Consider the following 21,552-nt stretch of genomic DNA (forward strand, 5'->3'; position numbering starts at 1 on the left):
AACATGAACAAATTCATTGAAAGTATTCTTTCGTTTTCCCTAAGAAATAAATATTTCGTATTCTTTCTGACCATTTTGGCCGTGGTGGGAGGATATATTGCCTATCAAAACACCCCAATTGATGCCTTTCCCGATGTAACGAATACCCAGATAACCATAATAACCCAATGGCCCGGTAGAAGTGCAGAGGAAGTTGAGAAGTTTGTAACGATTCCGATCGAAATTGGACTAAACCCAACTCAGAAAAAAACGGATATTCGCTCCACTACGGTTTTTGGTTTGTCGGTAGTTAAAATCATATTTAACGACGACGCAGACGATACTTTTGCAAGGCAGCAAGTTAATAACCTAATTGGGAGCATATCGCTGCCTGACGGCGTGGATCCAGATATTCAGCCGCCTTATGGTCCTACAGGCGAGATTTTTAGATATACACTTGACAGCAAAACCAAAACACCAAGAGAGTTAAAAACCCTACAAGACTGGGTGATTGACAGGCAACTAAAAGGCGTACCTGGAGTAGCTGACGTAGTGAGTTTTGGTGGTGAAGTAAAAACATATGAGATAAGTGTAGATCCAAACAAATTGTTAGACTACGGCATATCGCCTTTAGATGTTTATCGTGCGGTTTCTAATTCAAACATAAATGTAGGTGGAGACGTAATCCAAAAAAATTCGGAGGCTTATGTGGTTAGAGGCCTTGGCCTTTTAACAGACATGGACGATATCAGGAAAATTATTGTCAAAAATGTAAATGGCGTACCGATTTTTGTAGAGCAAGTAGCCAATGTCTTTGAAAGTGCACTACCAAGACTAGGACAAGCCGGAAGAGACAAACAGTCTGACGTAGTGGAATGTATAGTGGTGATGCGTAAAGGCGAAAACCCTACGGAGACTATTGCCAAAGTAAAAGCAAAAATAGAAGAACTAAACACCTCTATTTTGCCAAAAGATGTACAAATAAACACGTTTTATAACCGCGAAAACCTAATAAATTTTGCCACGCACACGGTGATTCATAACCTGATAGAAGGAATTCTATTAGTGACCTTTGTGGTTTTAATTTTCATGGCAGACTGGCGAACCACCATTGCAGTTTCTATCGTGATACCACTGGCCTTGTTGTTTGCTTTTATTTGTTTACGACTCAAAGGTATGAACGCCAACTTGCTTTCCATGGGAGCCATTGACTTTGGTATTATCGTAGATGGGGCCGTCGTTATGGTGGAGGGAGTATTTGTGATGCTCGATCACCTCGCAAACAAAGTGGGCATGGATAAGTTTAACAAACTTGCCAAAATGAAACTGATAAAAAAGACAGGCACAGAGCTTGGAAAGGCTATTTTCTTTTCAAAACTAATTATAATCACCTGCTTAATGCCGATTTTTAGTTTCCAAAAAGTAGAAGGGAAAATGTTCTCTCCGTTGGCATGGACTTTGGGTTTTGCCCTGATGGGAGCTTTGATTTTTACACTTACTTTGGTTCCGGTTTTAGCAAGCATTTTGCTCAAAAAGAATGTTAAAGAGAAGCATAATCCTTTTGTTATTTTTATTGAAAAAAATGTAATGAAGGCTTTTAACTATACATTTCACCACAAAAAAAACGCACTTTTAGTCACATTGGTAATAATGGTGGTTGGCTTTGGGTCATTTAAGTTTTTGGGTACTGAGTTTTTGCCAGAGCTAAACGAGGGTTCTATTTATGTAAGAGCCAATATGCCAATGGGTATTTCGCTCGACGAGTCGGTAAAATATACCCAAGGCATGAGAAAACTATTCGGTTCGTTCCCAGAGGTACATGCGGTTATATCACAAACAGGAAGACCAAATGACGGAACAGACGCCACTGGTTTTTATAACATTGAGTTTTTGATAGATATTTATCCAAAAGAAGAATGGAAAAGGCCCATCAGTAAAGAAGAATTAATAGCAGAAATGCAGAAAAAACTGGAGGTTTATAAAGGTGTAGACTTTAACTTCTCGCAGCCTATCATGGACAACGTAGAAGAAGCAGTGTCAGGCGTAAAAGGCTCAATAGCCGTAAAAGTTTATGGACAAGACTTTAATACACTTGCCAAAATCACGAATGATGTATATGGCCAGCTTCATACTGTAAATGGTATAGAAGACCTTGGAGCTATCAAAAACATAGGTCAACCCGAGCTTAGAATAGAACTAGACAAAGACAATTTGGCCCTATATGGCGTAAACAAAAGCGATGCCCAAGCCGAAATAGAAATGGCTATCGGAGGTAAAGCTGCCACGCAGATATATGAAGGAGAGCGTAAATTTGATTTGAGAATCAGATTTCAACCCGAATACCGAAACTCTGAGGAGGCGATTGGTAAACTTATGATTCCTACCATGAATGGCAATCAGGTGCCACTATCAGAAATCGCGAAAATATATACGCAAACTGGCCCAATCTTGATATTTAGAGAAGCCAACCAAAGATACGGAGCGGTTAAGTTTTCGGTAAGAGGAAGAGACATGGGCAGTGCCATTGAAGAAGCCCAAGCAAAAGTGAACAAAAACGTAACTATTCCGGCCGGTTATACCGTTAAATGGGCGGGAGATTTTGAAAACCAGCAGCGAGCTTCGGCCAGATTAGCTCAAGTGGTGCCTATTAGTTTAATTATCATCTTTTTGATTCTGTTTACACTTTTCGGAAATATCAAAGACGCTAGTTTGGTATTGATAAATGTGCCTTTTGCAATTGTGGGTGGAATTGCCGCTTTGCTCATAACCCAAACCAACTTCAGTATATCAGCGGGTATCGGCTTTATCGCACTATTTGGTATCTGTATCCAAAACGGCGTAATTCTGACCTCGGTATTTAACTCGAATATTAAAGCCAAGATGCCCTTTGACCTAGCCATAAAAGAAGGAGTAAGGTCGAGAATTAGGCCGGTTATTATGACTGCACTGATGGCGGCAATTGGGCTATTACCTGCCGCAATCTCAACCGGAATAGGCTCTGAAACCCAAAAACCACTGGCTAGAGTAGTAATCGGAGGTTTAGTTTCAGCCACATTCCTAACACTTTTAGTGTTTCCGATTATTTACAAATTTTTCAATAGACACCATGATTTAAATATCAAAAATCTAGAAGACTAAAGTATAGTTAGCATATAAAAAGAGCGGCCATTTTAAAAAATGGCCGCTCTTTTTTTTACCAAAACCAAAATCTAAAATCACTTTTTTTCTTTTCGTTTAAGTCTCCATTTTTTCAAATCCCTGCCCATAGTGTCGGTATAAAAAGAAAACCCATAACTATAATAAGGCCCACTAAACTCGTTACTTAGCCTATATGCTTTTAAACTTTGCCTATAGCCTGCCATTAAACTAAATCCGATGTATCGAGTTGCCTTATACTCTACATAAAAACCCAATTGAATCGGCACAAACACATCTTTCTTTTTCCATATCAAAATATCATCTTTGAGCGAATTTCTAGTTACGTTTCCGGTCCCTATGCCTATTTCAACCGGCAAACTTATACGCCATCGGTTTGAATATTTCAAATAAGGAAAATACATTAAATTATAATAATATAAATCGGTATGCGTGTAGTAATCTACGTTTACCAACTTAGCCCTATCTCTTCTCAAATCTATAAATCGCTGTTTGTTATTATAGTTTACCCAATAGTATCCCAATGTTATTTCTGAGCGATTTTTGCCATACGCAATACCCGAATTTATCCCGATAATATTCACGAACTTTTTGTTAGCAATAGAGCTTCTACCGTCCATATTTATGGTCCAGTCAAGTTTGGTATATTTGGTAGTATCAGGCGTTAAAAAGTATTTTAAGCCACTTTGAGCAGAGGCAAAAAAAGGTATAAAAACAAATGCAAAAATATATCTCAAGTTGAACTTATTTTTTTTTCTTTAATTCAAAAAGACGTCTAAATGTAGCAAAAAATAAAATATTTAAGTACTTAAAGCACTAATTTGTAAACTTTAAAAACTCAATAATACAGTTTCACAGGTTTAAAACAACTAAACACGTAGCCCCTTTAAACGCAAAAACAGGACTCATCATCCATAGATAAATCCTGCTTCAAAATAGGTTTTACTTTTTTAGAACCAATAAACCATGTTAGTAATCGAGGTTGGTACTTAAAAACAGGCTAATCGTTTATTTCAAACGTTCATTTATTATTGCCACCATGCCTTTATAGTTTTCTTCGTAATGGTGACTTCCATATAGTATTTTAACTCGAACTCCTTCATTTTTAAACCCTTGAATATCTACTTCGTCTTCGTCCTGACCAAATACACACGTTAAGTTCGCATCTTTAATTTTCTTAGCTTCTGCCAATACATTGTATTTTCCTTCTTTACCCAAATTGAGCATATCTGCCAAATGAATTTCAAAATCACCCGTTTTATTGGGAGAAAACATGATTATTTCATTTATTCTACTTTTTATATCTGCAGGCAGTAAATTACCCACAAAAGGTACCACATTGGCCCCAAAAGAAAACCCTACCAATATCACCTCCTTATGTTTCCACTTTTCTTGATATATGTTTATTAATTTTTGAAAATCTTTGGTGGTTTGAGCTGGAGTTTTTTTACTCCAAAAGTATTTCTGAGCGTCTAAACCTACTACCGAATACCCCTCTTTTTGTAAAGCCAAAGCAAATGACTCCGCAAAGGTGGTCCAGCCGCCATCGCCAGAAATAAAGAACACAAAAGGCTTGTTGGCACTCGAATAAAACTCATGAATGGGAAAACCTTTTTCAGCGGATTCTAGGTCTGAAGAAACTACTATATAATTAATTTGCACATCCCCAATCGGTTGAGCGATATCTGTATTCGCTTGAGTGCTGATAGAAACCAGCAAACAAAAAGATAAAATCACATTTTTCATTTTTAAAATAAGTTCTTAGTTATTATATTATAAATCAAGGCTTTATCACATTGGCAAGCACTCTTGGAATATTAAACAAATCGTAATCGTGTTGATAAATCAAATATTCATTTTGCCACACAGGCGAAAACTTATCTTTAAAGTCACGCAAGCCTTTAAAGTGCGAAAACGATTTGATTTTTTCGTATGCAAACTTCATTGACTTTTCTGGAAAATTAGTAGGAGCTTCTAAACCGCTCATTGCTGCCAAACCTAAGTTCAAATATTGACAATTTTCTTGTTTCAAAAGATCAATTAAGGCCACCAACAAAAAATCCATTACGCCACTTGGAGCGTCTTTAGTTTTTCTGATTAAGTCGTAAGTCCCTTCATTTTCTCTAAAATCAGGAATAACATTCAAAAAAGCCACGATTTTGTCTTCTTCGTTTTCTACCGTTATTACTTTTTGAGTTTTTATCTCTTTCCAGTCAAACATGCCTTGCGAAAACACAATCTCGGTTCTCTCCGTGTCTAACAACCACTCGTCGCTCACCGATTTTAGTTTTTGAATTAGGCCGTCTTTTAGCGGCGGATAATAAACCTTCGACTGGAAGCCTTTTTCCTTTACTTTTTTGAGTCCATTTCGCATCGATTTACGGTCGCCACCTTCTAACTTAAAGCTCATCACATCCACAATCGCCTCTTGCCCAATCAAAAGTTTCTTTTTGCCTCTCTTTAAAAAAAGTGACAAGGAAGCCTCAGGTACTCTATAATATACACTTCTTAGCCCCGAAACTATGCAATAACTATCAAACTCAGTTATACATTTTTCTACTTCCTGTAGATTTTGTCCCACAGGACACTCAAGCACCACAGCGAAGTTGCCCACAGGTCTAAAAGAAACAAAGGCAGCGTTAGAAGCTGAAAAGAAAAATTGCTTCTCTGAGGAAGTTTTAAAATAGTCTAAGGGTGAACTTCCATTGGTTTCAATTAATTCTTTGGCCTTAAATAACTCTTCTTCGGTTTGAAGCACATGCTCAGTGAATGGCTTAACGAGCGTATAAACCAAATAGCCAAGTGTAACCAAGCCGCCCAACTTTATACTCATCAAAAAACGATTGGCAAACAGATCTTTCGGAAATAGATTTTCGCTACCTACCAAGAAAAAGTTCTCAACAGAATACCGAATAGATTGGCCAATACTAAAGTCGATATCAAAATGGTTTTTATCTAAAAAATAAAACCCAACCACGCCGTAAATTATAATGGCAAGCATACTTAAAGCTGCCGTTCCGAATCCCAAAACCTTAAGTCTTGGGTTGTTTCTAATGTAGTATTCTTTTCTAGAAAATATCAATATCACGATAACTACAAATGCCACCAAAGCCTCTTCATAGTCAATACCTTTGGTCATGTGACCAAAAAGCGACAGCACGCTCAAAACGAGTCCAAACCACCACGCAGAGCGAAGCCCTTTAAGCATAAATGCGGCTGTAACTAACAAAAACAAACCTGTAAACAATACCAAGTAATTCGACAATTCGATAGCCTCGAAAGGCAGAAAACTCTCTATTAACTTTAACCTAGGAGCCAATGCGGGCGAAAGCATAGAAACTATGTTTAAAATGCCCAGTCCAAACAATAATAAAGCAGGTGCTATACGCAAAAGTAACTTACTGGCTTTCACCAAAAAACTACCCGCTCCCACAAACAAAGGCACCCAAAACTCAAAGAAACGATACAAAAGCGTGATAGACATGGCCTCCACATTTCCAAATCCAAATCGTATAAGCACATAGGTCATTGAAAACTCAATGACCCCGATACCGCGTAAAAAGGGAGAAACAATCAAAAAAATCACAGAGATAATATACGCCATAATGGACCCAAATAAACTAGGCGAAAGATGTAAAGCCTCCATGGCCACGTATACATGCCCAATGCCCACCACCTCAATTATAATGGAGTAAAATAGACTTTTAAGAAACTTGTCTTGTTTTATTTTATGCTCAAGCATTTCTTGTATGTAAACCTCTGCTTTGGGTGATATTTTAAGCATTAACTTATACGCTCTACCTTGATTAAGTATTGATTTATAAAGCATCCAAAATCCATAAATAAGTAATATTACGGTACCTAGAGTAAGCCACTCACTTGAACCCACGGTATTGATAGAAAACGAATAAACAAATGCAGGTATAGCCACTATAACCACAGAAAGAATTCCGATGAAACCATATAAGGAAGAAGCAAAAATTACTTGTGACTCTTTAACACCTTTTTTTTGGATTGGCTCCGAAAAAAAAGCCAATGAAGAAATTCCTCCTGCAGGTAAAAAAACAGAGATAAAATTTCGCTTAATAAAGAGTAGCATACAGTCTGCCAACGAAGCCGAGGAGTTTACAGCTTCAAAAGCGGCTTTATACATAAAGCCGTGTAAGGTAAAGAGAGATAAAGTTAAAATTAAACCTAGAACCAACCACTCAGGCACTGCGGTAGATATTGCCTGTTTTACTTGTACTATTTCAGCACCTTCATGCTTAAAAAACCAAATGCCGATCGCAATAAAAAAGAGGGTGAATATGATTTGTAAAGTTAATTTCTTGTTTTCATTAAGAAAGGGTTTGATTTTTTCTAAAAAGTTTTTTTTAAGTGCGTCTGTAAATTGTCTTAATTGCATCTAATAGAGATATTTAATATTTCAAAGAAATCACCTAATCCTGCATCTTGAATTAATTCAAAATTAAAAAGTAATTAAAGCCCAAATTTCAAGTACAGGTAATTGTAAGGTCCGAAATAAAAGAGGAAGGTTAGGTGTGCCTGGACCCATGAGGAGACCCTCAGAAACAAAAAAAACGCAACCATAAATGATTGCGTTTTGAGGATGTTGGCTTACAAGGACTCGAACCTTGAATAACGGCACCAAAAACCGCTGTGTTACCATTACACCATAAGCCAGTCCGTAATGTGGGTGCAAAAATACGCGTCTATTTGAATTTCTCCAAACAGATTGAGAAATATTTTTACACAAAATTAAAAATATTTTTCATCTACAGTTTAAAAATAAACTTCGCCTTTACTTAAATACTTGAAATCCAAAGGGTCTGCATATTTAAAGACAAAATGGCTATCGCTCAAAAACTTTTCCACACTGACCATTTTGAAATCTTCTTTTTCTGAATCAATTTCAAAAACTGGCGAAACGTACCCATATTTTTCACATCTACCAGTTAAAATCTCGGATCTGCTTGGATGCTTGGGACTACAAATGTTATACGTTTTATTCCAAAGTCCTTTTTCTATAATGCTACAGATAGCGGCTACGGCGTCATCGAGGTGAATGTAATTTACAGGTGTGTCGCCGTTAGTTAGTCCTGATTTTCCGTCAAAATACTTGCAGGGGTTTCGTTCATAACCCATCAATCCACCAAAACGAACAACGGTTATTTCCGAGTCATTGCTTTTTGCGAAATCAAAAAGCATATTTTCCGCTTTAACTAAAAAATTATTTGGATCGGCATTTTCTTCACTTACTACGCCGTTGTTATTGGCGTAAACCGAAGTAGAACTCACAAAAATTATCTTTCTGTCTACCTTATTTACCTTGAGCTGATCAATAAGATTTTGTATTTGTGTTAAATGAAAATCTTGCCCAAGGCTTCTGGCTTTTGGTGGAATATTAATAACCAATACTTCTGCATTAAAAATAGAAGCATCACCTTCAAATTTCGGGTTAAATGCTCCCAAATAGGCCTGTATGTTTTTTGAGCAAAGTCGTTCTATTTTACTTGGGCTAGTGGTACTTCCCTTTACTGCATGCCCGTGGGCAATTAGCTCCACCGCCAAAGGCTCTCCAAGCCATCCACACCCAATTACTGATATTTTCATTTATATATTTATTTATCGAAAAGTCATTTTAGCTATCCAAAGGCAACAGAAGCCATAAAAGTTTTAAAAGTATCTAAAACCGAAACAATTATTACCTAAACCCAAAGAAATTAATTTCAGTTTTTCTTAATGATTTATTTACATAATAAGATAAAAACAAGTTCAAATCCTTATTTTTGTGTCAAAAAACAAATTAAAAACCTTCATTTAGCTCGTCTGTCAAAAAGACTGTGGAATGGAAAATGCGAAGCGGCTAAGTTTTAGCGGTCTTTATCAATCTGAATTTTTAGGATGAAAAAACCTTATATCATTGGGATAACTGGAGGAAGTGCCTCTGGCAAAACTTTTTTCTTACATAGCTTATTGAGCCATTTCACCAGAGATGAGGTTTGCTTAATTTCGCAAGACAACTATTATAAAGACATAGACCAAGTGCCGATTGACATAAACGGCATTGAGAACTTTGACTTACCCGAATCTATTGATTTTAAGCTTTTTGCAGAACACATCAACTTATTAAAGGCTGGTAAAACTGTTTTGAAAAAAGAATATGTTTTTAATAATACGGCCATAGAACCAAGTATATTGGAGTTTAGACCTGCACCAATAATTGTGGTGGAAGGTATCTTTGTTTTCCATGATTTCTTTGTTTCGAAACTACTTGACCTAAAGGTTTTTATTGATGCTGCCGAGCACATAAAAATCAGAAGAAGGATAATCAGGGACAATAACGAGCGTGGCTACGACCTCGAAGATGTACTTTACAGATGGGAAAACCATGTGGCTCCTACCTACGAACGTTTCATAAAACCAACCAAACAAGACGCCGATATTATTATCAACAATAATCAGCATTTTGAAAACGGCCTTCAGATTTTAACATCTTATCTAAAGACAATTTTAGAGAAAGAGTAACTTCTCTTTTTATATGTTTTTTTTTTAAAATGGTTTTTTTTCAAAATCAAGTCGTATTTCTATGTTTAAAAATAGTTTTTTTTAGACAAAACACGAATTGCAATGCTGCCACACTCTACCGCGGGAAGGATAGAGCCGACACCCCACAGCTGGCGAAGCCGCGAGGAGTAAAGGCGAAAGCCTGTGCCGATAGGCCCCGCCCAAAATCAAAAAGCCCCACTCAATGAGCGAGGCTTTCGATAAAAAATCTGAAGTATATTGGTCTAATCAAAAATCCTCATCTAATGAGAATGACATCTTGTCTCTGTCAGAAGTCACTCCGGCTTTTTGGTACTCCCCTACTCTCTTCTCGAAGAAGTTGGTTTTTCCTTGAAGCGAAATCATGTCCATGAAGTCGAATGGATTGGTGGCATTGTATACTTTTTTGAGCTCAAGTGACTCTAAAAGGTGATCCGCGACAAACTCTATATATTGACACATTTGCAGGGCGTTCATTCCGATAAGTGACACCGGAAGTGCGTCAGTCACAAACTCTTTCTCTATTTCTACAGCGTCTTTAATGATTTCATACACGCGATCTTCAGGCAGCCTGTTTTTGATGTGCTGTGTGTAAAGCAAACATGCAAAGTCGCGGTGAAGGCCTTCGTCACGCGAGATAAGCTCGTTTGAGAAGGTTAAACCTGGCATAAGGCCACGTTTTTTCAACCAGAAAATAGAACAGAACGAACCTGAGAAGAAAATACCTTCTACGGCCGCAAATGCAATCAAACGCTCAATAAAGTTTCCGTTTTCGATCCAACGCATGGCCCAATCTGCTTTCTTTTTAACACACGGAATGTGGTCAATCGCATTCAGCATTTTGGCTCTTTCGCTTACGTCTTTGATGTAGGTATCTATTAAAAGCGAGTATGTTTCAGCGTGAATATTTTCGATCATAATCTGAAAACCGTAGAAACATTTTGCTTCGGCGTATTGTACATTTGACAAAAAGCCAACCGCAAGGTTTTCGTTTACGATACCGTCAGAGGCCGCAAAAAACGCAAGTACATGCGAGATAAAGTGTCTCTCGCCGTCGTTAAGATTTTCCCAGTCTTTGTAATCTTGAGAAAGATCAAGTTCTTCGGCAGTCCAGAAAGATGCCTCAGATTTTTTATAAAATTCCCAGATATCCAGGTGTTTAATAGGAAAAATTACAAATCGCGAAGGATCATCCATCATTAGAGGCTCACTCAGCCTTAGTTCTTCATCAGTCATCTTATAGATTCAATTTATGGTGTTTAAAAAGTGCCAAACGGTATACAGTTTGGCGTTTAAGTAGTTATTCAAAATTAAAGGAATTTTATTGCAATCGCAAAAGTCAACGCCCCTAGTTTTGATATTTTTTTAAACCCCGAAATTCGAGATTTTGTTCGATTAAATTTTTTCAGAACCAAATTTGATTTAATTTTAAATTTGAGAGGAATCTCAAGGCATTGTTTTAGAAGAAATTAAAATATTTTTGGCGGATGAATAGAAGTGGACTTAAACTCAGATTGGTGATAGGCCTTGTGATGGCTGCGATGGCATTGTTTAGTTACTACAGCAAAACTCAGGCAAATCCTATGACTGGGGAGAAGCAGCAAGTGAGTCTATCGCCACAAGAAGAAGTGGCCATGGGCCTGCAGTCTGCACCCGAAATGGCCCAACAATATGGTGGCCTATACCCAGACCAACAGGTTCAAAATCAGGCACAACAAGTGGGAGAAATGATTGTGCGGGCATTTAACCGCGAGCTAGAAGGAAAAAATATAGCGAATCCTTATAAATTTAACTTTCATGTACTGAGAGACGACAAAACCATCAATGCATTTGCACTGCCAGGCGGTCAAATTTTTATAACGGCGGGATTATTGGGCAGGTTAAAATCTAAAGATCAACTAGCAGGTGTATTGGGACATGAAGTGGGCCATGTGATCTACCGACATTCGTCAGAACAAATGGCTAAAACAGAATTTTACCAAGGACTAGCAGGAGCTGCCACAGCTGCAGCTGGCGACATGGGAGCCTCACAAATAGCGAACTATGTGGCTCAGGTCAAGCTAATGAAATTTGGCAGAGACGACGAATTAGAATCTGACGAGTTTGGAATAAAATATATGATAGAAGCGGGTTATGAACCCAGTGCCATGATAGAAGTTATGGAGATATTGGCAGCAGCTGGTGGTGGCAAACAAAGAGACGAATTTATGAGCACGCACCCGAGCCCAGATAACCGTATAGCGAAGATCCAGGAACACATACAAAAATACAAAAAATAAGATTTATCATTTATAGACACTATTTTAAGAGCGAGACATATCGCTCTTTTTTTGTGTTAATTCTTATTTGAGTATCAAAAACTACCTAGAAAAACATCAGAAATAAGGCTAAATCAGCTATTTTTGCTTTTACAAATAAAAACCAAAGATGTCTTCTTTCGAAAATTACCTGAAAACCTTAATTGACTTAGTCATTATCTACACACCCAAATTAATAGGGGCAATTGCCATATTATTGATTGGTTTTTGGGCAGCAAAAAAAATAGAAAATCTAGCGATAAAAAAACTTAAAAACTCAAATTTCTCACCTGAGATAACCTCGTTTTTGGGTTCAATGATTGGTGTTTCTATAAAAGTGATTGTGTTATTAATGGCAGCGGGCATTGCGGGTTTTGACACTTCCGCTTTGGTGGGTATGTTGGCAGCGGCGGGTTTTGCGGTTGGCTTAGCTCTGCAAGGTGGCCTTGGAAATTTTGCTTCGGGCATATTGATTTTGATATTTAAACCCTACAAGGTTGGCGACTGGATAGACATAGAGGGCAAGTTTGGCAAAGTAGAAGAAATTCAGATTTTCAATACGCTATTGGTCACGCCTGGCCTAAAGACGCTAATAATACCCAACGGAAAGGTTACTGAAAATGTGGTGACAAATTTTTCTAAAAAAGGATACATCAGACTCGAGATATTAATAAACATGGGCTATGACGACAGTTTTCCATACATCAAAAAGATAATAGAAGACGTAATAAGCCAAACGCCACTCATACTGAAACAACCACAAGCCATGATAGGCATCGAAAATTTCGATAGTTTTTTTGTACAAATTGGGGTAAAACCATACGTAAATCCAGATGATTTTTGGGAAGTAACCTATGACCTTAGAAGCAGAATAAAAGCTGCTTTTAATGAACACAAAATAAAAGTAACTTACCCCGAAGTGGTTTCTCAAGGAACTATCGGTGCATAAAATTAAATTCCGAAGACTATTTATTTAGCTCCGGTCACAAATCTCCTTCTTAATGCAGCTGAACTGGTGAGGTTATTAAACCTGGCGTATAAAAACACGCCAGACAAACTCAGGCCAACCAACAATCCCCACCAAATACCCTGAGCTTTGAAACCAAACTTGAATCCTAAAAAATACCCAAGTGGTAACGCCACACACCAATACGCCACAAAAGTGATTATGGTTGGGATTTTTATATCAGAAAGCCCCCTGAGTACACCCAAACCCACAACCTGAAAACCATCAGACAATTGGAAAAATGCGGCTATGGCAAGCAAAGGTAAAGCAGCCGTTATAACTTCTTGGTCGTCTATATAAAATCCGAGCAGGGCATTATCAAATAATAAAATTAGCATCATGGAAATACCCATAAATGCCAAAACTAAAAAGTAAGAAGCATAACCAGCCGTGCGAATACCTTTCGGGCTTCGCTGCCCCCAAGCCTCTCCCACCCTAATACCACCTGCAAAGGATATTCCGGTAGCCATCATATAGGTGGTAGAAGCTATGTTAATCGCTATTTGGTGAGCTGCCAAAGCAGTTTCGCTGATCCAGCCCATCATGATAACCGCAAACGAAAACGCAGCGATTTCAAAGAAAAACTGTGAACCGCCAGGAATACTTCTTTTGAGAATCTCAGATACAAGGCCTTTGTTAAAAGTAAAAGAAAGGTGAGAGAAATAATGACTGAATGATTTTGAATATTTAAAATAGACAAACAACAAAACCGCCATAAGAATCCGAGTTAAAAAAGTGGCATACGCTGCTCCTAACAAGCCCATAGGTGCCCACCAAGCAGTGCCCGTAATCAAAAAATAGTTTACTATGATATTAAACCCAAGCCCAAAAGTGGTGATTACCATGGCTATTTTAGCTTTTGAGAGCCCATCAGAAAACTGTTTTAAGGAAATAAAAAAGTAAAGTGGAATATTTGACAAAATCAAAATCCATAAAAAATCAGAGCTAGTCTGGTTGATAATGTCAGGCTGCTGAAACCACTGAAAATTAGCATAAGCCACATACCCCATGCCAGTTAAAACCACACTGAAGATGCCAGTCACCCACAGGGTGCTTACATATAATTCTTTTAAACCACTTGAGTCTTTTTCGGCGTAATATTTAGAAACCATAGGTGCCACCACTGACATGCCACCTACTGCCAAAGACGAGATTAAGAAAGCAATAGAGTTGGCAATGCCCGATGCACCCAAAGGTACTTTCCCAAGCAACCTACCCACCATCACATTGTCAGTAACTCCCATTAACACCACGCCCAGCTGTGCAATAATTATGGGTACCGCAAGCTTAATTGTGGTTTTTAATTCTTTTTTAAACCTATCTTTGAACATAATTTTGAATTTCAGCACAAAGTTCAGAATTTTAACCCAGAACTTAGATTAATATTTTGTTTAGAAATGCGTGTTTCAATTATTTTATATAGTGTTTTCTTAATTTTCGGTTGCCAAAAAGAAGTTACTCGCCCCGACTTTAACGGGACTTGGGTGGCCAAAGAAATTCTTATTGAAGGTAAAATCAAACCCGAATTAATGGAGAAAAATGACATTTATCTCCCCATCTTGGTTTTAGATACCAATAAAATAAAAAGCATCCGGTTAGTCTTTAGTGCCGATAGTGCTATTGATGTAGAAGCTTTTATTAAGTATGATTCATTTAATGCCAAAGTAAATAATGAACGAGAGTCAACAATTATATATGACTACAAAGGTGACGACATGTTTTTTCTAGATAAAACCAAGAAAAGATATTATCACTATCTGAAGTACAACAATGATGTATTAGAATTAGAAGAAGCCAAAGAGCTATTAAAATAACTCTTACTTAGGCTCTCTTAAGTTCGAAAACAGCAATCTCTGGCAGAATACCTACTCTACCCGGATATCCAAGAAAACCATAGCCGCGGTTTACATACAGTTGCTGATTATCTTCTTTGTAAAGGCCAGCCCATTCTTTGTAACGAAACTGAGAAGGGCTCCACTTAAAACTACCGATTTCGATACCATATTGAAAACCATGTGTGTGGCCCGCAAAAGCGGCATCGATGTCTGTTTTGCCTAAAACCTGAGCTCTCCAGTGACTAGGATCGTGAGAAAGTAAAAGCTTATTGGTGAAGTGTTCGGTGTTTTGAAGTGCCTTATTTATATCTCCTTTTTTGACAAAACCACCCAAGCCCCAGTTTTGGATTCCTAAAATACCCAATGAATCTCCACCGAGTTTAATCTCGCGGTTTTCATCCATCAAAATATCCCAGCCTAATTCTTTATGACCTTGTATCAACGTGGCCAAATTTTGCCTTTTTTCTTGCTCCGAGCCCCACTCTTTATAGTCACCGTAATCGTGATTTCCTAAAGTAGAGTAAACACCAAGTGGAGCTTTTACTTTTTTGAAAATGTTAAAATAATCGTTAAGTTCTTTGGCTTCATTATTAACTAAATCACCCGTAAAAAACACCATGTCAGGTTTTTGAGCCAATAGCATATCTACTCCACCTTCTACAGCAGTTTTATTGAAAAAACTACCTGAGTGAATATCAGAAAGTTGGGCTATTTTCATTCCCTCAAATGACTTCGGAAGGTCTTTTAAGTATAATACAGTTTTGCGTACTCGGTAATCATAAGCACCCGAAACAATGCCATAGGCCATCAAACCCAAGTGTGCACCTCCAACTGCGACAGCACTTTTTGCCAAAAACTCAGAACGAGTGATGCCATTTGCTTCAGTAGCCGCTTCGGGAGTTTTAGTAAACTTTGAACCCACCCATCTGAAAAACGAAACGATATCGCCTATCAAAAGGAATACAATCCCTACAAGCTTAGATATATAAATAATGAAGAAAGTAGCCGTAATGAGGTTTCTAACTTTAGCACTTACATAACCCGGAAATACCGCAAAAAGGGCCACTATACTTATTAATGATATAATAGGAATGGCCCAATATATAATCTTTATCCATTTCTGAAGGTCGGGACTTAGGTTTTTAACCGCTGTTTTTACAGCTTGGAAAAAATAAAAATCTATTATTAAAAAAAAGAGGATTGCTACCCCTAGACCAAATATTCTGTTCATTGAAAAGTTTTCTTTCGATTAAAACTATGGTTAATTTCAATTGGTTCATAAAAAACGAAAGCGAACTCATGATAAGCTCGCTTTTGCAAAAAAAATATTTAGAAAACAGCTTACAAAGCCGCCTTAACTTTATCAAAATCAGGCACTTGACCTGCATCTTCTAAAACTTCAGCATACGTTAATATACCTTCGCCGTTTATCACAAAAGCCGAACGCTTAGAAACGCCTTTCATACCTAGCACAAAATCAGCGTACAATGAACCATAAGCATCAGATACATTTTTGTTAAAGTCAGACAAAAGAGGAAAAGGTAATTTTTGGTCTTCTTTGAATCTCTCTAAGGTAAAAAGTGAATCTACCGAAACAGCCAAAACCTCAGCATTTAAGCCAGAATAAGTCGCGATATCGTCTCTCATGGCACACAATTCGGTGGTACAAACACCTGTAAATGCCAATGGAAAAAATAAAAGCACTACGTTTTTGCCTTTAAAATCTGATAAACTTACGGGTTTCTTTTCGGTTGAAAAAAGTGTGAAATCTGGGGCTACATCGCCTACTTTTAATGTCATATTATTTTGAAATTTTTATTAATTGTTAAAACCAAATTCATTAGAAAAAGGTTTTTCATTGGCTCTAAAACCTAAAAAATGGCCTTATTCTTTTACAAAATTACGACTCCAAAGTCGTTTAAACTCCCAGCCTTTTTGCAGCATCAGTTGCGGTTTATACACAAAAAACTCCTTTGAACTTATACTTTGAAAAAATCGCTGATCGTCAGTCACAGCTAAATGTTGGTTTCTGACCAAATCCGCATGGGGCAGCACACACGCTGCATATTCTCCTTGCTCAATCAGTCTTGTCTTAAGATTTAAGCCCCAATTTTTGCGAATTGGTGGCGGTGTAAACTCAAAGTCTTGGTGCTGAAGTTCTTCTACAAAAACCAAATATTTACGTAAAAGCTCAGGGCCATAATTAGCCAAATGGCTGGTATTTAAATCTCTAGAAGAAATACTTGTGACCACATGCACCTGTTCTTTTGCTCGTGAAATCGCCACATTTAGTCTATTTTCGCCCCCTTTTTGATTTAATAAACCAAACTGAAAACGTAAAACACCCGAAGAGTCAGGGGCATATCCAACAGAAAACACCACCACATCGAACTCATCTCCTTGGATATTCTCAATGTTTTTAACTTTAATATTTTCGGTTAAAAGGCCATTTTCTTCGAGCAGTTTATAAATAAGATCCGCTTGCTTAAAGTTGAAAGCCACCACGCCCACAGACTTTTCAGAAGGTATTTCTTTAATAATCCGAACTACTTCTTGTGCTTCCTCTGTATTGGTTTGGTCTTGCCAAGTTCCATTAATTTTATGTAAGAAAACCGCTTTTTTGTCGACATCCACAAACCGCGGTAGCAGCTCCAGCTCGTTTTCATAAAAATGTAAATTAGAAAACGCAATGAGCGACAAGTTTTGACTTCTATAATGACCGGTGAGTCTAGTTTTAGGCAAAAAACGGGTAGCCAAATCCATCAAAGACTCTATTTCTAAAAGCTCTTCTTCGGCTTCATTTTGGTCTTCAAACCGTACTTTATAGAGGTCATTGGGTTGTAATTGCTTGCTATCACCCACCACCAATACTTGCTTGGCTTTCGCGATGGCCGGCACGCCTTGCTCAGGAAAACACTGAGATGCTTCATCAAATATCACAAGGTCAAAAAGTGCCTCATCAGTAGTTTCAAAAATTGCGGAGGCGGTTTCAGGCGAAACCAACCAACATGGCATAAGTTTAAAAATTTCTTCTGAAAACTCACTCAAAACCTTACGCAGTGGCCAAATAGCACGTTTTTTAGTAACCTGATGCAGGAGGTCTCTGTAGGTCAAAACATTTCCCAGTCTATTTTTTTCTAAATCGGCAAACGTATAATCACGCAACTTTAGGCCTAAAATCTCTTTGCTCATGGCACGTTTTCTCGCAACCAAATCCGTAAGCCTCGCTTCTTGCTGCTCCATTTTAAGTGTACTTACACCCTTCAATATTGGATTCCGAGACTCTATGAAGTCAATCCAACGATAAACCAAACTCTGGGTAAAAACAGCGTCGCCATTTTCAATTTCGCTTAGAGCTTTTGCATATTTTAGTTCAGAGGCATTCAACCTCCCTATCAACTGGTCTTGCTCCTGGAGCAAATCAAAGTTTTGATCAAAATAAACCGAAACACTAGATATATCTGACTTCCAAAAATTCGCTACTTGTGTCTTTGAAAACACAACAGACATTTGCGAATCGAATTGCTGCACCTCGTTTACAAGGTTTACAAAAGAATCGCTTATTTGCTTTGAAAAAACTTCGGATTCAAAAACAAAGCTTAAGCCCAGGTTTTTATGAAGGTACTCAAAAGCGAGCGTGGCATCATAAAATGCAAAAAAGTCAGCCCTAAAACCTTTGCAAGTACTGTTTTGAAGGTAGTTGCTATATTTTCTTCTGATACCCTGAAATACTCTAAGTGTGGCCTGTTCATTTATTAAAATCTGAAGGTCTTTTTTAGAAAAAACAAAGCCAGCTTGCTTTAGTACAGAGTCAATGCTTTTAAACTGTTTTGAAAAAAGGCTAAAACTCAATTTCTCTAAATATGAACCTGATTTCCGCAATGCTACTTCAAGTTCAAGCTCCTCAAAACCAGCGATTTCAAAATACTTACATTTCAGTTCCCCCAAGGATTCAATCTCTTGAATATCAACACTTAAATCGGCGGACTTTAATGTATTTTTAGTATTTAAAAAGGAAACAAAAAACTCCCAAGTCCGTTTATTTTCAAGGCTTTTGAAGCTCTCCTGTAGCTTTTCGCTATCTATTTTTTTTATATTTTCAAATGACTCTTTAGGGAAGTTTTCTTTAAAATTTTCAAATAAAGCTCCTCCTTTTTGTAAAAAAGAAGAAATATTACTTTTCTCTGTAGCTGTAGTTTGAGCTAAACTTTTTCTATCCTTCCAAAAGTGATACGCGTCGCCATTTGTCTTCAATCTGTTTGTGTATTCTTCTAGGTCTTGAAGGGTATTTAAAAAAACAGAAATGTCATTAAATTTATATTGTACAAAGTCCTCATCGAGCGTAATCTTTGGAATAGATTCGTCTCGCATAAGATAGAGTTCTTTTATACTTTTCTGACAAATGGACTCATCGTAAAGGCTTGTTTTAAAATCGTCTAACTCTCTACAAATCTGCTCAATATGTCGGCACACTTGGTCAAATTCACGTTGAATAAATACCGCATCAAGGCTCTCGTTTTCTTTTTGATAGTGCTCTATTTGCCCTATTTGAGTAGCTATTTTATCGAAAACTGTTTTTCTGTCTGCTTTAAAATCATGCACCAAAGCCACATAATTGTTCATATGAGCCTGCGAAAGTCGATCAAAAACAGTATCTAAAGCCGCTCTTTTCTGACAAACCACCAACACCTTTTTTCCGCGTGAAGTAAAATCAGATATCAAGTTGCAAATCACCTGTGACTTACCTGTGCCCGGAGGACCTTCGATGGTGAGCGAGCCACCTTTTTTGACTTCAATTATGGCATTTTCTTGGCTGGCGTCAAGGTCAAAGGGCGTTATGAGGTCTTCCTCCTTTATTTTGGTTTCATTTGCTACACTCCCTATGAGCTCTTCAAAAGAAAAATCTTCGGTGTAGTTTTCTAATAAATGTTCGTAATCTTCAATCAAATAGGATCCACCTTGTGGAAAAATGCCAAGCACAGCCTGATTGAATATTTTCAGTTCACCCGTTTGTGTTTTTGCTTCGAAATCACTTTTGGCAATTGCCTCAAAAGGCAAAATATTTTCTTGAAAAGTATCAGAATTAAAATTTATTTCTAATGGACTTTCTTTCAGTAATTCATAGAATTTTGTCTTAAAATCTAGGGCATTTTCGGCAAAACCGTTGAAACCCATTTCAGAAAATTCGTCGGAAAACTTGACTTTATTGTAGTGGCTATAAGCCGTCAAAAACATATAGTTAAACTGAATTTCTTCAGGCCTACTTTCTAGCGACCACGTGTTTTGATTTTTGGTAAGATTTACGGGCAAAAAAAGCAAAGGTGCACGCACAAGTGTGTCGTCAAGCAACCTGCCTTCCACAAAGGCATATCCGAGAAATAAACTGACGTTCCCAGACTCTTCTTCTATTGTTTTGGCCGTTTTAGCTATAGCGGCCAACTGCTTACTCACCAAATTAGATGCCTCAAATCGAGGGTCAATAACTGCACAAACCTCAATCTTTTTCTTTTTAAGTAAAAGCTCTTCTAAAATAGCAAAATCAGTCTTATTTACTAAAAAACTGAAGGCTTTTAGGTCAATATATTGTGACTTTGGTGGCTTGAGTAGTAGCAACGAGCGATTGCCGGCACCTAGGTTTATGAGCCTCTTTAAATATGTCTTTAAGATTTCTTGCATCAATTTACCAATAAATTACAGCCTCTAAGGTCAGAGTTATCAAAACGTCCCACAACCCTAAATTGCGTATAATCTTCGGAAAAACTTCCTAAATCTTTTGTTTCTATAAATGAGCAGGTATCAATATTTGCCAAATCAATGACATTAATACCGCCACTTTTGCCTCTATACTTTACTTGTACTTCGGGATTTCCCAACAAAAAACTAGGCAAATATGTGAACGGGTCATTTACCTCACGAAGCAGCACTCGCATGGTATTGGGCAAATCAAAAAGCCCTTCGCCTTTGGAATAGCCCTGAGAGAGCAATTCCGTCATACCATACTCAGAATGTATGCTTTTTACGCCAAAAGCCGAAGTCAATATTTCGTGCACATCCTCTCGTATCATTTCTTTTCTGCGGCCCTTCATTCCACCGGTTTCCATCACAATCAGTTTGTCAGACACATCTTTCATCATATTAGAAAGTGCTTCGTTTTCGGCTAAATCTAACAAACCAAAGGTTACTCCTAAAAGCAGGATTTTACGATTATCGGATGCAACTGCCCGAATGTTTGCTACTAGATCACTAAAATTATCGAGATAAAAACCACTCGCACTGCTATATGTATGATAAATAAAGTTTTGAACCATATACACCAACGAAGAGTTATTTCGTTCGAGATAAGAGGGTAACAGTGCAAAAACGTGGTAGTCGGTCAGCGGGCCATAAAATTGCTCAAAGGTTTTTCGGCTGAGGTGCTCATAAAAAGGCAAATCAGACACAAAATGGTGGCTAGTTTGGCTCGATGTGGTTCCCGAGCTTTGGAAAACATGAAACTCTTCCATTTGGCCAGTTACAACCTTATGACTTTTAAAAAACTCTATAGGTAAAAAAGGTATTTTTTCGAGTCTATCAATCTTATCGACATCTCTATTAAGAGAATTTACGTAAGCTTGATATACCAAATTATTGTTATATTGAAATCGAAATACGTCTAAGGCAAGTCGTTCGAAATTGAGGGGGTTTTGATCTAAAGATACTAGCGATGCTTTTAGTTCGTCTCGAGTTAACATAA

The 21,552-nt window shown here is 37.6% G+C and carries 15 protein-coding genes and 1 tRNA gene; 5 read left to right on the top strand and 11 right to left on the bottom strand.

Annotated elements, in window-relative coordinates; translation table 11 throughout:
* The first annotated feature begins 3 nt into the window (after positions 1-3).
* Positions 4-3,117 (top strand): efflux RND transporter permease subunit, encoded by a 3,114-nt coding sequence (locus ACFOOI_RS11030; RefSeq protein ID WP_379837980.1) that lies wholly within the window; start codon positions 4-6, stop codon positions 3,115-3,117.
* Between the two features lie 77 nt (positions 3,118-3,194).
* On the opposite strand, the gene ACFOOI_RS11035 is transcribed toward ACFOOI_RS11030, so the two are convergent.
* From ACFOOI_RS11035 to ACFOOI_RS11055, 5 genes are all read right to left on the bottom strand, one after another.
* Positions 3,195-3,872, bottom strand: coding sequence for a hypothetical protein (locus ACFOOI_RS11035; protein WP_379837982.1), 678 nt, complete (start codon positions 3,870-3,872; stop codon positions 3,195-3,197).
* 271 nt (positions 3,873-4,143) lie between these two features.
* Positions 4,144-4,881 (bottom strand): AcvB/VirJ family lysyl-phosphatidylglycerol hydrolase, encoded by a 738-nt coding sequence (locus tag ACFOOI_RS11040; protein WP_379837984.1) that lies wholly within the window; start codon positions 4,879-4,881, stop codon positions 4,144-4,146.
* Positions 4,882-4,915: 34 nt separating this feature from the next.
* The gene (locus tag ACFOOI_RS11045) at positions 4,916-7,540 is read right to left on the bottom strand and encodes a phosphatidylglycerol lysyltransferase domain-containing protein (protein WP_379837986.1); all 2,625 of its coding nucleotides are present in this window, start codon (positions 7,538-7,540) and stop codon (positions 4,916-4,918) included.
* A gap of 207 nt (positions 7,541-7,747) precedes the next feature.
* Positions 7,748-7,818, bottom strand: a tRNA-Gln gene (locus ACFOOI_RS11050).
* Positions 7,819-7,917: 99 nt separating this feature from the next.
* A complete protein-coding gene (locus ACFOOI_RS11055) occupies positions 7,918-8,748 on the bottom strand; it encodes an NAD(P)-binding domain-containing protein (RefSeq protein WP_379837988.1) in 831 nt (276 codons plus the stop codon).
* Between the two features lie 291 nt (positions 8,749-9,039).
* On the opposite strand from ACFOOI_RS11055, the gene udk reads away from it, so the two are divergent.
* Positions 9,040-9,663: a uridine kinase gene (gene udk / locus ACFOOI_RS11060; protein WP_379837990.1), complete on the top strand. Its 624-nt coding sequence runs from the start codon at positions 9,040-9,042 to the stop codon at positions 9,661-9,663.
* A 267-nt stretch (positions 9,664-9,930) separates the two neighbouring features.
* Here udk and ACFOOI_RS11065 read toward each other — a convergent pair whose 3' ends face one another.
* Positions 9,931-10,917, bottom strand: a complete 987-nt coding sequence (locus ACFOOI_RS11065) for a ribonucleotide-diphosphate reductase subunit beta (protein ID WP_379837992.1) — start codon at positions 10,915-10,917, stop codon at positions 9,931-9,933.
* A 251-nt stretch (positions 10,918-11,168) separates the two neighbouring features.
* On the opposite strand from ACFOOI_RS11065, the gene ACFOOI_RS11070 reads away from it, so the two are divergent.
* A complete protein-coding gene (locus ACFOOI_RS11070) occupies positions 11,169-11,960 on the top strand; it encodes a M48 family metalloprotease (protein WP_379837994.1) in 792 nt (263 codons plus the stop codon).
* Between the two features lie 148 nt (positions 11,961-12,108).
* Positions 12,109-12,927 carry a mechanosensitive ion channel family protein gene (locus ACFOOI_RS11075; RefSeq protein WP_379837996.1) on the top strand — a complete coding sequence of 273 codons (819 nt, stop codon included), beginning with the start codon at positions 12,109-12,111 and terminating at the stop codon, positions 12,925-12,927.
* 20 nt (positions 12,928-12,947) lie between these two features.
* Here ACFOOI_RS11075 and ACFOOI_RS11080 read toward each other — a convergent pair whose 3' ends face one another.
* On the bottom strand, positions 12,948-14,315 hold the full coding sequence (locus ACFOOI_RS11080; protein WP_379837998.1) for an MATE family efflux transporter: 1,368 nt from the start codon (positions 14,313-14,315) through the stop codon (positions 12,948-12,950).
* Between the two features lie 66 nt (positions 14,316-14,381).
* On the opposite strand from ACFOOI_RS11080, the gene ACFOOI_RS11085 reads away from it, so the two are divergent.
* Entirely contained in the window at positions 14,382-14,798 is a 417-nt protein-coding gene (locus ACFOOI_RS11085; RefSeq protein WP_379838000.1) for a hypothetical protein, read from the top strand.
* A 7-nt stretch (positions 14,799-14,805) separates the two neighbouring features.
* On the opposite strand, the gene ACFOOI_RS11090 is transcribed toward ACFOOI_RS11085, so the two are convergent.
* The 4 genes from ACFOOI_RS11090 to ACFOOI_RS11105 form a co-directional block, all read right to left on the bottom strand.
* Positions 14,806-16,050 (bottom strand): metallophosphoesterase, encoded by a 1,245-nt coding sequence (locus ACFOOI_RS11090; RefSeq protein ID WP_379838002.1) that lies wholly within the window; start codon positions 16,048-16,050, stop codon positions 14,806-14,808.
* 110 nt (positions 16,051-16,160) lie between these two features.
* A complete protein-coding gene (locus tag ACFOOI_RS11095) occupies positions 16,161-16,619 on the bottom strand; it encodes a redoxin domain-containing protein (protein ID WP_379838004.1) in 459 nt (152 codons plus the stop codon).
* A gap of 84 nt (positions 16,620-16,703) precedes the next feature.
* Complete coding sequence (locus ACFOOI_RS11100) at positions 16,704-20,495, bottom strand: AAA domain-containing protein (RefSeq protein ID WP_379838006.1); 3,792 nt, start codon at positions 20,493-20,495, stop codon at positions 16,704-16,706.
* Positions 20,495-21,550, bottom strand: a complete 1,056-nt coding sequence (locus ACFOOI_RS11105; protein ID WP_379838008.1) for a LuxE/PaaK family acyltransferase — start codon at positions 21,548-21,550, stop codon at positions 20,495-20,497. The genes ACFOOI_RS11100 and ACFOOI_RS11105 overlap by 1 nt, the downstream gene beginning before the upstream one ends.
* Positions 21,551-21,552: the final 2 nt, after the last annotated feature.

Origin of the sequence: Lacihabitans lacunae (genome assembly GCF_042649125.1) — a bacterium.
Taxonomy (GTDB): Bacteria; Bacteroidota; Bacteroidia; order Cytophagales; family Spirosomataceae; genus Leadbetterella; species Leadbetterella lacunae.

Coding starts and splice junctions, on each gene's coding strand:
- ACFOOI_RS11065 (WP_379837992.1), bottom strand. CDS start 10,917: ATGACTGATGAAGAACTAAGGCTGAGTGAGCCTCTAATGATGGATGAT.
- ACFOOI_RS11040 (WP_379837984.1), bottom strand. CDS start 4,881: ATGAAAAATGTGATTTTATCTTTTTGTTTGCTGGTTTCTATCAGCACT.
- ACFOOI_RS11085 (WP_379838000.1), top strand. CDS start 14,382: ATGCGTGTTTCAATTATTTTATATAGTGTTTTCTTAATTTTCGGTTGC.
- ACFOOI_RS11075 (WP_379837996.1), top strand. CDS start 12,109: ATGTCTTCTTTCGAAAATTACCTGAAAACCTTAATTGACTTAGTCATT.
- ACFOOI_RS11070 (WP_379837994.1), top strand. CDS start 11,169: ATGAATAGAAGTGGACTTAAACTCAGATTGGTGATAGGCCTTGTGATG.
- ACFOOI_RS11080 (WP_379837998.1), bottom strand. CDS start 14,315: ATGTTCAAAGATAGGTTTAAAAAAGAATTAAAAACCACAATTAAGCTT.
- ACFOOI_RS11030 (WP_379837980.1), top strand. CDS start 4: ATGAACAAATTCATTGAAAGTATTCTTTCGTTTTCCCTAAGAAATAAA.
- ACFOOI_RS11095 (WP_379838004.1), bottom strand. CDS start 16,619: ATGACATTAAAAGTAGGCGATGTAGCCCCAGATTTCACACTTTTTTCA.
- ACFOOI_RS11100 (WP_379838006.1), bottom strand. CDS start 20,495: ATGCAAGAAATCTTAAAGACATATTTAAAGAGGCTCATAAACCTAGGT.
- ACFOOI_RS11105 (WP_379838008.1), bottom strand. CDS start 21,550: ATGTTAACTCGAGACGAACTAAAAGCATCGCTAGTATCTTTAGATCAA.
- ACFOOI_RS11090 (WP_379838002.1), bottom strand. CDS start 16,050: ATGAACAGAATATTTGGTCTAGGGGTAGCAATCCTCTTTTTTTTAATA.
- ACFOOI_RS11045 (WP_379837986.1), bottom strand. CDS start 7,540: ATGCAATTAAGACAATTTACAGACGCACTTAAAAAAAACTTTTTAGAA.
- udk (WP_379837990.1), top strand. CDS start 9,040: ATGAAAAAACCTTATATCATTGGGATAACTGGAGGAAGTGCCTCTGGC.
- ACFOOI_RS11055 (WP_379837988.1), bottom strand. CDS start 8,748: ATGAAAATATCAGTAATTGGGTGTGGATGGCTTGGAGAGCCTTTGGCG.